This is a genomic window from Mycobacterium sp., from assembly GCF_049683935.1.
Classification (GTDB): Bacteria; Actinomycetota; Actinomycetes; order Mycobacteriales; family Mycobacteriaceae; genus Mycobacterium.
Genome location: NZ_JBAUJR010000153.1, coordinates 1 through 11,384, shown reverse-complemented (window position 1 = coordinate 11,384; position 11,384 = coordinate 1). Strand labels below are relative to the sequence as shown.

The window sequence follows — 11,384 nt, the reverse complement described above, 5'->3', positions numbered from 1 at the left end:
GAAGCACGCTACCAAGCTGCGCCACACCCCGCGTGAAGCCACGACAGCGTATCGCACTGCGCAGGGTTCAAGCCAAACGCCTATCGCCGGTGCGACACGCCGAGGGACGGATCCGGGTTGTCGGTGGCGTTATGCACACTGAGAGACAGAACCGAACGAAACGAGGCATCCGATGACGGGGTTAGGCGCATCGATCTACCTGGGCTTCTTCGCGTTTGCAGCGCTGTGGTTGTTTCTGACGTCCGACGGGCCGCTGTCGCGCGGCGCCGACGACCGAGGCCACCGTCCCGATCGTTCGAACTCGGCCAGCACGTCGGCCGACGCGGACGGGTCGAGCCCGTGGCTGGTCAGCCATTCGTCACAGAAGTAGGTGTCGGCGTACCGGTCGCCGCTGTCGGCGAGAAGAGTGACCACCGAGCCGCTGCGGCCCTCGGCCGCCATCTCGGCCAGCAGTTCGAACGCACCCCAGAGGTTCGTTCCCGTCGACGGCCCGACACGACGGCCGAGCACTCGGCTGACGTGATGGGCGGCGGCCACCGACGCAGCGTCGGGCACCGACAGCATCCGGTCCACGACATGCGGTAAGAACGACGGCTCGACCCGGGGTCGCCCGATGCCTTCGATGCGGGACGACACCCCGGTCACGACGTCGGCGTCGCCGCTCGCGTACGAAGGGAAGAACGCGGAGTTCTCCGGATCCACGACACACAACCGGGTGGGGTGGCAGCGGTACCGGATGTAGCGACCGATCGTGGCGCTCGTCCCGCCGGTGCCCGCACCCACCACGATCCACTCCGGCACCGGATGCGTCTCCTCGCCCAACTGCTCGAAGATCGACTCGGCGATGTTGTTGTTGCCGCGCCAGTCGGTGGCGCGTTCGGCATTGGTGAACTGGTCGAGGTAGTGCCCGCCGGTCTCGGCGGCCAGCCGCTGCGCCTCGGCATACATCTGTGTCGACTCGTCGACGAAATGGCAACGGCCGCCTTGAGATTCGATCAGTGCAATCTTCGTGGCACTCGTCGACGCCGGCATCACCGCGATGAACGGCAACCCCAGCAGCGCCGCGAAGTACGCCTCCGAGACCGCCGTGGAGCCCGATGACGCCTCGATGACGGTGGTGTTCTGGTCGATCCAGCCGTTGCACAGCCCGTAGAGGAACAGCGATCGTGCCAGCCGATGTTTGAGGCTGCCGGTGATGTGGGTGGTCTCGTCCTTGAGATACAGCGCGAGGTCGACGTCGGTGGACCAGCTCGTAGGGAGGGGATAACGCAGCAGGTGGGTGTCAGCGCTGCGCCTGGCGTCGGCCTCGATCAGTCGTACCGCACTGTCCACCCACGCACGGGACTGGCAACAGGCAGATGAGGCCGACGCGCTCACCGCGCCGATACGGCCGGATGCGATTGTCCCGCCCGCGTCTTGGCATCCGAGCCACCGGTGGGGGCGGCGATCAACGTAAGCATGGTCGCCTCCGGGCGGCAGCAGAACCGCAGCGGAGCGAAGGGCGAGGTGCCGATGCCTGCCGACACGTGCAGCTGGGTGTGTGCGCCCCACTGGGACGGGCCCTTGGCGCGCGACCGGTCGAGTTCGCAGTTGGTGACGATCGCGCCGTAGAACGGCACACACAGCTGGCCGCCGTGAGTGTGACCTGCCATCACGAGCTGATAGCCGTCGGCGGCGAAACGGTCCAGCACGCGGGGCTCCGGCGAATGCGTCAGGCCCAGCGTCAGGTTCGCGGCGGCGTTCGCGGGCCCGGCGACGGTGTCATAGCGGTCCCGCTTCAGGTGCGGGTCGTCCACGCCTGCCGCGGCGATGTGCAGGCCCGCAACCTCCAGGTCGCGCCGGGTATGTGTCATGTCCAGCCAGCCGCGCTCGGTGAACGCTGCGCGCAGGTCCTGCCACGGCAGCGGCTCCCCGTGGATCCGGTGGCTCGGCTTGATCAGATAGTTGGCGGGGTTCTTCAGCTTCGGAGCGAAGTAGTCATTGCTGCCGAAGACGAACACACCGGGAACCGACAGCAGATCGCCGAGGGCCTGCACCACTGCGGGGACCGCCCGCTGGTGGGACAGGTTGTCGCCGGTGTTGACGACGAAGTCGGGATTCCAGCCGGCCAGCTCACGAAGCCACGCCTGCTTACGACGCTGGGACGGCCGCATGTGGATGTCGCTGATGTGCAGCACCTTCAGCGGCGAGGATCCCGGCGAGAGCACCGGCATGGTGGCCTCACGGACGACAAACGCGTTTCGCTCGATCAGCGAGGCGTAACCGATCCCCGCGACGAGGGTGCCGACGGAGGCGGCGGCGGTGGTCTTCAGGACCGTGCCGGATGAGCCAGAGAGCGCAGCTGCCATGTACGCAGCTTACTGCCACCGGTCCCACGCGACCCGTCGTCGGCCCGGCCGGGCCCTCAGATCACCCGGGCGGCGGGGGCGGGGGCGGCGGTGGTGGACCGAGGACCGGCACCGTGATCGGTGGCAGGCCCGGTATCTCGATAACCGTCTGCCCCACCGGAGGTGGCGGCAGGCCGGGCGGCGCACCGGGCGGCGGTGGCGGCGGCGCAGGCGCGATCCCGTTGGAGATCTGGATCGTGACGATCGAGCCCGGCACCGTCTGGCCGCTCGGGGACGTCCCCACGACGGTTCCGTACGACGATCCGCTGTTCACCGGTGTGGCCTGATCAGCGACGGTGAAGCCGGCGTCCCGCAGACGCTGCCGCGCGGTGTCCTGATTCATGCCGGCGACGCTGGGCACCCGGGACCCGGGGGCGCCGTCGACGTAGCGCGGATCGGTCGGCGGCAGGGTGACCTCGCCGAAGTTGGTGGCGATCGGCATCATCGCGGTGAACCACGTTCGGGCGGGTTCATTGCCGCCGAACAGATTCCCACTGCCGCACTGGCGCAGCGGGAACGAGCACAGCTCGCTCGGGTTGGTGGAGTCGTCGTAGATGTAGCTGGCCGCGGCGAGCTGATTGGTGAACCCCAGGAACGCCGACGACCTGTTGGCTTCGGTGGTTCCCGTCTTGCCCGACATCGGCAGGCTCCAACCGGCCGAACCGGCGGCGGAAGCCGCAGTGCCCGCGCCCCTGTCGTCCTCGCTCATCGCCACGGACAGAGTATTGGCTAGGCCCTCCGGAACGGCCTGCTCACAGGTCTCGGTGGTGACCGCTACCTCTTCACCGTTGCGGTCGACAACCTGCTCGATGGGGTTGGGCGGACACCACGTGCCGCCGGAGGCCAGCGTCGCCGCCACGTTGGACAGCTCCAGTGCGTTCACCTCGATCGGTCCCAGCGTGAACGAACCCAGGTTCTGCCGTTTGACGAAGTCGGCGAGGCTTTCGTTGCTCTCCGGGTCGTAGTCGCGGGCGGTACCCGGCAGCGCGTAGGACCGCAGCCCGAGCCGGACTGCCATGTCCACGGTGCGCTGCACCCCGACCTGGGCGATCAACTTGGCGAATGCGGTGTTCGGCGACGTCGCGAGCGCGTCGGTGATGTTCATCGAACCCCGGTAGTTGCCGGCGTTCTGCACACACCACGTCGCCGGCGGGCAGCCGCGCGCACCGCCGCTGCCCAGCCCCTTGGCTTCGAATCGCGACGGAGCGTCCAGTTGGGCGTTGATGCCCATCCCCATCTCCATGGCGGCCGCGGTCGTGAAGACCTTGAACACCGAGCCCGCTCCGTTGCCGGCCAGTGTGAACGGCTGCGGCTGCATGGTCTCGCCCGCATCGAGGTTCAGGCCGTAGGTGCGGTTGCTGGCCATGGCGAGCACCGGGTGGGATTCCTTGCCGGGGCGGATCACGCTCATCACGCTGGCGACACCGTTGAGATCGGGGTCGGCGTACTCGTTGATCGCCGACTTCACCGTGGCCTGCACGTCGGGGTCCAGCGTGGTCCTGATCAGGTAGCCGCCCTTGGCGACCTGATCCTTGCTGATCCCCGCGCGCGCCAGGTAGTCCAGCGCGTAGTCGCAGAAGAACGCGCGGTCGCCTGCGGCGATGCAACCGCGGGGCAGCTCTTGGGGCTGCGGCAGGACGCCCAGTGGCTGCTGGCTGGCCTCGCGCAGCTCGTCGGCGTACTCGGGCAGGTTCTCGATCATGGTGTCCAGCACCACGTTCCGCCGCGCCAGGGCGCCGTCGGGGTTGGTGTAGGGGTTCAGCGTGCTCGTCGACTGAACCATGCCGGCCAGCAGTGCGGCCTGCTGCCAGTTCAACTCGGAGGCGTTGACGCCGAAGTAGGTCTGCGCGGCATCCTGGACCCCGAACGCGCCGTTGCCGAACGACACCAGGTTGAGGTAGCGCGTCAGGATCTCCGGCTTGGTGAACGTCTTGTCCAGCGTCAGCGCCATCCGGATCTCCCGCAGCTTGCGGGCCGGGGTGGTCTCGATCGCCGCCCGCCGCTCGGCGTCGGTCTGGGCGACGACGAGCAGCTGGTAGTTCTTCACGTACTGCTGCTCGATGGTCGAACCGCCGCGCGTGTCGAGGTTGCCGGACAGGTATCCCGAGAGACCGGTCAGAGTTCCCTGCCAGTCCACGCCGTTGTGATCGGCGAACCTCTTGTCCTCGATCGAGACGATCGCCAATTTCATCGTGTTGGCGATCTGATCGCTGGGCACCTCGAACCGGCGCTGGCTGTACAGCCACGCGATGGTGTTCCCTCTGGCATCGACCATCGTCGACACCTGGGGAACCTCGCCCTCGACCAGTTGCGCCGAACCGTTGGCAACCACATCGGAGGCACGGTTGGACACCAGCCCGAACCCGCCGACGGCCGGGAACATCAGCGCGGCGGCCACCACGCTGGCCAACAGACAGCACCAGGCGAGCTTGATGATCGTGACCGCAACGGGCGGTCGAGTCGGGGCGTCCTCCGGCATGGGTTACAGAGTAGCGACGACTCGGAGTCCCGGAATCCACGCGGCAGCCCCAGGGGAACTCCCGGCAGCCCCTGTCAAACGCCGAGGTCCGGCACTGTACCGGCCTGACGGCACGGTCGTCCCAAAAAAGTGGTCACGAACGTATTGCGCAGAACGGTCCTGACCACCTAAGTTGAGCACACAGTGCGATACAGGTCACACCTGACACTCGCAGTGTGGCGTAGATCGCACTTTGTGATTGACGCCGATGTAGATAGATGTCTGCGTTGTCGGGGCGCGGCCACAACGAAGGGGAACGCAGGTGTCAGGTAATCAGCCCGCCGCTCGCACGGCCACCATCAATCCGACAGCCTCCTCCATTGTGCAGGGCGCGGAGGCGGAAGCGCGTATTGCCTGGGTTTCGCAGGCCCGGTGTCGCCAGGCGGATCCGGACGAGTTGTTCGTCCGCGGCGCCGCTCAGCGCAAAGCCGCCGTGATCTGCAGGCACTGCCCGGTGATCGCCGAGTGTGGTGCCGACGCGCTGGACAATCGGGTGGAGTTCGGCGTCTGGGGTGGAATGACCGAGCGTCAGCGCCGGGCGCTGCTCAAGCAGCACCCCGAAGTGGTCTCCTGGTCCGAGTTCTTCTCCGCACAGCGCAAGCACCGCACTGCGGGCTGACCTGACCTGCGGCTGATTCGTTCTACGCCGCGGACGTATCGCCGGTGATCTGGTCGGCGATCGCCCTCAATGCCTCGAGGTCTGACACGTCAAAAGGTAGCGACGGCACCCCGACGATGGCGACATGCGGGTTTGCTCCGGTGAATCGCGAGAGCAACCGAACCTCCCGTTTGGCAGTCGACGCGCGGTCGGCGTGGATCTGCAGTGCGGCCACCGCCAGGGAACCGGGTTCGGTTTTCGCCAACTCTTCTGCCGCTTCGGCGGCCTTGTCGGGTTGCAGCGTGCACAGCGTGGGATGTGTGCGGTTGAGGATCAATCCAGCCAGCGGCATGTGTTCGGTCGACAACCGGTCGACGAAGAAGGACGCCTCCCGCAGCGCATCGGGCTCAGCCGCCGATACGACGACGAACTGGGTGCCGCGGCGCTTGAGCAGTTCGTAGGTGCGGTCGGCCTTCTCCCGGAAGCCACCGAAGGTGGCATCGAGGGACTGGACGAACCCGGCCGCGTCGGAGAGCATCTGCGAACCCAGGATCGTCGACATGCCCTTCATCGCCAACCCGACCGCGCCGGTGACCAGGCGGCCGATGCCGCGACCGGGGGCCAGCAGCAATCGCCACAACCTGCTGTCCATGAAGCTGCCCAATCGCTTCGGCGCATCCAGGAAGTCCAGCGCATTGCGCGAGGGCGGGGTGTCCACCACGATCAGGTCCCATTTGTCTTCTGCCAGAAGCTGACCCAGCTTCTCCATGGCCATGTACTCCTGCGTGCCGGCGAGTGAGGTGGCCACCGTCTGATAGAACTGGTTGTCCAGGATGGCGTCCGCGGTGCCGGATCCGGAGTACTGCACCACCATCTCGTCGAAGGTGCGGCGCATGTCCAGCATCATCGCGTGCAGTTCGCCGGTCACCTCCGGAGCCAACGGCACGCGCTGCGGGTTGTTGCCGAGATCCCTGATCCCCAGAGCCTGGGCGAGTCGCTTGGCGGGGTCGATGGTGAGCACGACGACCGTGCGACCGTACTCGGCGGCGCGCAGCGCCATCGCGGCGGCGGTCGTGGTCTTGCCGACACCGCCCGCACCGCAGCAGACGACCACCCGGTTCGATCTGTCCCGTAGGACCGAGGCCATGTCCAGGGCGGGCGGTGTGTGACTCATCGGGACCATCCTCCGGTTACCGCACGCCCTGCTGGGCGAGCGCTTCGGCCAGTTCGTACAGGCTGCCCAGGTCGACCCCGTCGGTCAGGGCGGGCAACTCGAGGCGCGCGACATCGATCTCGACGAGTTGTTCGGCGCTCTCGGTCCGGGCCGCGACACGTGTCGCGTGCTGGATCGTCTCGGTGAGCAGGCCGGCGAAATCGGTGTCGGACAGCGTGACTCCGACACTGCTCAGCCCGGCTCGCACCGCATCGGCGTCGATGTCACCCTCGGCTGCTTTCGCGAGGTCTTCAGGGGACAGGAACGCCGGGATGTTCCGGTTGACGATCACGCTGCCGATCGGCAGTTCCATCTGCCGGAGCTCGCCGATCGCCTCGATCGTCTCTTGGATCGGTAACGACTCCAGCAGCGTCACCAGATGGATCGTGGTCAGGTCGGAGTGCAGAAGTTTGACCACGCCCTCGGCCTGGGAGTGCACCGGTCCGCCCTTGGCGAGGTCGGAGACCGCCTTGGTGACGTCGAGGAAGCGGGCGATGCGCCCGGTCGGCGGCGCGTCGACCACCACGGCGTCGTAAACGCTCTGCTTGGCCTTCGCGTCGGCCTTCGTCCGCGTCACGATCTCCTTGATCTTGCCCGTGAGCAGCACGTCACGGAGCCCGGGAGCGATCGTCGTCGCGAACTCCACGGCGCCGATGCGGCGCATCGCCCGCCCGGCCAGCCCCAGGTTGTAGAACATGTCCAGGTACTCGAGGAACGCCGCCTCGGTGTCGATGGCCAGCGCGTTGACCTGACCGCCGCCCTCGGCGGTCGCGATCTTGACCTCCTCGTAGGGCAGCGGCGGCACGTCGAAGAGCTGCGCAATACCTTGGCGGCCTTCGACTTCCACCAGAAGCACCTTGCGGCCACCCGCGGCCAGCGCCAGGGCGAGCGAGGCGGCGATCGTCGATTTCCCGGTGCCGCCTTTGCCGGTGACGAAGTGAAGTCGCGCCTTGTTCAGGCGGGCCGGCCAGCCGACCGGCTTGGAACCGTCCGCTGTGCCGGTTGATGTGGTAGCCACCAGTGCATGCTAGCCATAGCGTGTCGGTCGCCGGATAAGCTCAGCCGCATGAGCGAACCGACCCGCTGGGAGTACGCGACCGTCCCACTACTGACACACGCCACCAAACAGATCCTGGACCAGTGGGGTGAGGACGGCTGGGAGCTGGTCTCGGTCCTGCCCGGTCCGACCGGGGAGCAGCACGTCGCCTACCTCAAGCGCCCGAAATGAGCGGATGGTCGGCCCGGCTCGCCGAGCTGAGCATCACGATTCCGCCGGTCGTCGCGCCGGTGGCGGCCTACGTGCCCGCCGTGCGCACCGGGAACCTCGTCTACACCGCCGGCCAGCTGCCGATGACCGACGGAAAGCTGCCGATGGCCGGCAAGGTCGGGTCCGAGGTGTCCGCCGACGAGGCCAAGGCGCTGGCCCGCCAGTGCGCGTTGAACGCCCTCGCCGCCATCGCCTCGCTGACGGGTATCGACTCGGTGGTGCGCGTGGTCAAAGTCGTCGGCTTCGTGGCCTCCGCGCCCGGCTTCGGCGGCCAGCCCGGTGTGATCAACGGCGCGTCCGAGTTGTTCGGCGACGTGTTCGGAGAGGCCGGCGCGCACGCCCGATCTGCGGTCGGGGTGTCCGAACTGCCGCTGAACGCGCCGGTAGAGGTCGAAGTGATCTTCGAGGTGGCGTGACCGGTCGGCGAGGGGTCGCGTGACCCCTCTCGAGCACCCCGCCTACGGGGTGCTCCGACCGGTCACCGAGACCGCGTCGGTGCTGCTGTGTGACAACCCGGGGTTGATGACGCTCGAAGGCACCAACACCTGGGTCCTTCGCGGACCGGGCAGCGACGAGATGGTGGTCGTCGACCCGGGTCCCGATGAGGACGACGAGCACATCGAGCGCCTCGCCGCGCTCGGACCGATACCGCTGGTGCTGATCAGCCACCGTCACACCGACCACACCGGTGGTATCGACCGGATCGTGGACATGACAGGGGCTGTGGTCCGGTCGGTGGGCAGCGGGTTCCTCCGCGGCCTGGGCGGACCACTCGCCGACGGTGAGGTGATCGACGCGGCCGGTGTGCGCATCACCGTGATGGCGACCCCCGGTCATACCGCGGACTCGGTGTCCTTCCTCGTCGACGGCGTCCGGCGCAATGACGGGACGGGTGCTGTGCTGACCGCAGACACCATCCTCGGTCGCGGCACGACAGTCATCGACAACGAGGACGGCGATCTCGGTGACTACCTCGAATCGCTGCGCCGGCTCCGGGGCCTGGGGCACTGGACGGTGCTCCCCGGGCACGGCCCCGAACTCGACGACATGGTGGCGATCAGCGAGACGTATCTGGCGCATCGCGAGGAGCGACTCGACCAGGTGCGCGGCGCGCTGCGTGATCTCGGCGACGGCGCCAGCTCTCGCGAGGTGGTCGAGCACGTCTACACCGACGTCGACGAAAAGCTCTGGGACGCAGCCGAATGGAGCGTCCAAGCCCAGTTGGACTACCTGCGCCGCTGAGACTGCCGGCGCAGAGGTCAGCGGGCCCGGCGGGCCAGACGCTCGGAATCCGAGATCAGCACGCTCTTGCCCTCCAGGCGGATCCAACCGCGGTGGGCGAAGTCGGCGAGAGCCTTGTTGACCGTCTCGCGGGACGCTCCGACCAACTGCGCGATCTCTTCCTGCGTCAGGTCGTGCGTGACGCGCAACGCGCCGCCCTCCTGCGTGCCGAAACGCTGCGCGAGCTGCAACAGCTGCTTGGCGACGCGACCGGGGACGTCGGTGAAGATGAGGTCGGCGAGGTTGTTGTTGGTTCGCCGCAACCGGCGGGCGAGCACCCGCAGCAGCTGCTCGGCGATCTCGGGGCGGTCGGCGATCCACGCCCGTAGCGCCTCGCGGTCCATGGACACGGCGCGCACCTCGGTGATGGTGGTGGCGCTCGAGGTCCGGGGTCCCGGGTCGAAGATCGAGAGCTCACCGAACATGTCGGACGGGCCCATGATCGTGAGGAGGTTCTCGCGACCGTCGGGTGAGCGACGGCCGATCTTCACCTTCCCGGAGATGATGATGTACAGCCGGTCCCCGGGCTCGCCCTCGGCGAACACCGTGTGCCCGCGGGGAAAGTCCACTGGCTGTAGCTGTTTGGTCAGCGCAGAAACGGCGCTGGGTTCCACCCCCTGGAAGATTCCGGCCCTGGCCAGGATCTCGTCCACGTTGCCCCTCTTGTAGCTGTTAGGTGATCAGACAGGCACGAGCCGGCCTCGAGTTGGATCGTGAGATCAGTCTAGAGGTATGCCTTTTCGTGACCTGCCCACGCTACACAGGATTGGCGTGCCGGGTCTGCTGAAACTCAGTATTCGGGTGGTGATGGAAGTACTGGCGTGTCGGCAAACCTGGCGCGGGGATGTGCTCGACGAGCCCGCCGGTCGCCGAGTCCCGCTCGCCGAGCCGCTGATGAAGGCTGTGCAGCGCGCGTCCCATCCCGTCCCGCGCAAGGGTGTCGACGTCGCCTGCCTCGGCTTGGTCGAGGAACTCGGCGACGTCGGTCGCCGAGAGGGTGTCTCCGGCGAGGCTCGATTCGACGCGCTCGAGCCCGAAGGTCGCGAGCATCAGCAACCCCGGGATCAGCGCAACGAGCAACCACGACACAAGGCTGAAGTAAACACGGCCAAGGTCTCGGCAGGATCACGAATAGCCGTCGTTAAGAACCGATCCGATCCTCGGCGCGTCGCACCTTCTCAGTAGCGCGTCGTTCCTTCTCAGTAGGCTGGGGTGGTGACTGTGGGTCAGGCGTCGGCGCAGGGATCCGGCGGTGGGAAACCGGTCCGGCGCGCGCCGGCGCGCACGTCGGGCACCAAGTGGGACGACGAAACCCGGCTGGGTCTCGTCCGGCGTGCCCGCCGGATGAACCGCACTCTGGCGCAGGCATTTCCACATGTGTACTGCGAGCTCGACTTCACCGACCCGCTCGAACTCGCGGTCGCGACGATCCTGTCGGCACAGAGCACCGACAAGCGCGTCAACCTGACCACCCCCGCGCTGTTCGCGAGGTACCGCACCGCGCTCGACTATGCGCAGGCGGACCGTGCCGAACTCGAGGAGCTGATCCGGCCCACGGGCTTCTTCCGCAACAAGGCCAACTCTCTGATCCGGCTCGGCGAGGAGTTGGTGGCCCGGTTCGACGGTGAGGTCCCCAAGACGCTCGACGAACTCGTCACGCTTCCCGGAGTCGGCCGCAAGACGGCCAACGTCATCCTCGGCAACGCCTTCGACGTTCCGGGCATCACCGTCGACACTCATTTCGGCAGGCTGGTCCGTCGCTGGCGCTGGACCAGCCTGGAGGATCCGGTCAAAGTCGAGCACGCCGTCGGCGAACTCATCGAGCGCAGTGAGTGGACGCTGCTCAGCCACCGGGTGATCTTCCACGGCCGGCGGGTGTGCCACGCCCGCAAGCCCGCGTGCGGCGTCTGCGTGCTGGCCAAGGACTGTCCGTCCTTCGGCGAAGGTCCCACCGACCCGCTGGTGGCCGCACCCCTGGTCAAGGGCCCCGAGACCGAGCACCTGCTCGCGCTCGCCGGGCTCTAGGCGCCTGAAACCCGTCCTGATGAGCGCGTCGGCCCGCTGGAGCATCGTGGCGTTGGTGGTCGTCGTCGCGCTGAGCGCTGCGCTCTGGTCGGAGC

The 11,384-nt window shown here is 67.5% G+C and carries 11 protein-coding genes and 1 pseudogene; 5 read left to right on the top strand and 7 right to left on the bottom strand.

Annotated features, from left to right (window positions below; genetic code table 11):
* Positions 1-279 precede the first annotated feature (279 nt).
* The 3 genes and pseudogenes from cds1 to ponA2 all read right to left on the bottom strand — a co-directional run.
* A pseudogene (gene cds1 / locus WA965_RS08980) lies at positions 280-1,377 on the bottom strand (L-cysteine desulfhydrase Cds1); the annotation flags it as partial.
* Positions 1,374-2,348 carry a metallophosphoesterase gene (locus WA965_RS08975; protein ID WP_526303163.1) on the bottom strand — a complete coding sequence of 325 codons (975 nt, stop codon included), beginning with the start codon at positions 2,346-2,348 and terminating at the stop codon, positions 1,374-1,376. The pseudogene cds1 and the gene WA965_RS08975, both read right to left, overlap by 4 nt.
* 61 nt (positions 2,349-2,409) lie before the next feature.
* Positions 2,410-4,866 carry a transglycosylase/D,D-transpeptidase PonA2 gene (gene ponA2 / locus WA965_RS08970; RefSeq protein ID WP_526303164.1) on the bottom strand — a complete coding sequence of 819 codons (2,457 nt, stop codon included), beginning with the start codon at positions 4,864-4,866 and terminating at the stop codon, positions 2,410-2,412.
* Between the two features lie 301 nt (positions 4,867-5,167).
* Between ponA2 and WA965_RS08965 the strand changes: the two genes are divergently transcribed.
* Positions 5,168-5,524 carry a WhiB family transcriptional regulator gene (locus WA965_RS08965; protein WP_526303165.1) on the top strand — a complete coding sequence of 119 codons (357 nt, stop codon included), beginning with the start codon at positions 5,168-5,170 and terminating at the stop codon, positions 5,522-5,524.
* Positions 5,525-5,546: 22 nt separating this feature from the next.
* On the opposite strand, the gene bagB is transcribed toward WA965_RS08965, so the two are convergent.
* Both bagB and bagA read right to left on the bottom strand, forming a co-directional pair.
* On the bottom strand, positions 5,547-6,677 hold the full coding sequence (bagB, locus tag WA965_RS08960; protein WP_526303166.1) for an ATPase BagB: 1,131 nt from the start codon (positions 6,675-6,677) through the stop codon (positions 5,547-5,549).
* Positions 6,678-6,693: 16 nt separating this feature from the next.
* Entirely contained in the window at positions 6,694-7,737 is a 1,044-nt protein-coding gene (gene bagA / locus WA965_RS08955; RefSeq protein WP_526303169.1) for an ATPase BagA, read from the bottom strand.
* A gap of 45 nt (positions 7,738-7,782) precedes the next feature.
* On the opposite strand from bagA, the gene sp36 reads away from it, so the two are divergent.
* Genes sp36 through WA965_RS08940 form a run of 3 tightly spaced genes read left to right on the top strand, consistent with a single transcriptional unit; the run spans position 7,783 to position 9,225 of the window.
* Entirely contained in the window at positions 7,783-7,944 is a 162-nt protein-coding gene (sp36, locus tag WA965_RS08950) for a Sp36 family protein (protein ID WP_014817956.1), read from the top strand.
* Complete coding sequence (locus WA965_RS08945; RefSeq protein WP_526303167.1) at positions 7,941-8,399, top strand: RidA family protein; 459 nt, start codon at positions 7,941-7,943, stop codon at positions 8,397-8,399. Before sp36 ends, WA965_RS08945 begins: the two co-directional genes overlap by 4 nt.
* Before the next feature lie 19 nt (positions 8,400-8,418).
* Positions 8,419-9,225, top strand: coding sequence for an MBL fold metallo-hydrolase (locus WA965_RS08940; protein WP_526303168.1), 807 nt, complete (start codon positions 8,419-8,421; stop codon positions 9,223-9,225).
* A 17-nt stretch (positions 9,226-9,242) separates the two neighbouring features.
* Here the strand turns inward: WA965_RS08940 and crp are convergent, their stop codons facing one another.
* Positions 9,243-9,917, bottom strand: a complete 675-nt coding sequence (gene crp, locus WA965_RS08935) for a cAMP-activated global transcriptional regulator CRP (protein ID WP_003931718.1) — start codon at positions 9,915-9,917, stop codon at positions 9,243-9,245.
* Between the two features lie 103 nt (positions 9,918-10,020).
* Positions 10,021-10,314: a hypothetical protein gene (locus tag WA965_RS08930; RefSeq protein WP_526303170.1), complete on the bottom strand. Its 294-nt coding sequence runs from the start codon at positions 10,312-10,314 to the stop codon at positions 10,021-10,023.
* 294 nt (positions 10,315-10,608) lie between these two features.
* On the opposite strand from WA965_RS08930, the gene nth reads away from it, so the two are divergent.
* On the top strand, positions 10,609-11,289 hold the full coding sequence (gene nth, locus WA965_RS08925) for an endonuclease III (protein ID WP_526303171.1): 681 nt from the start codon (positions 10,609-10,611) through the stop codon (positions 11,287-11,289).
* The last annotated feature ends 95 nt before the right edge of the window (positions 11,290-11,384 follow it).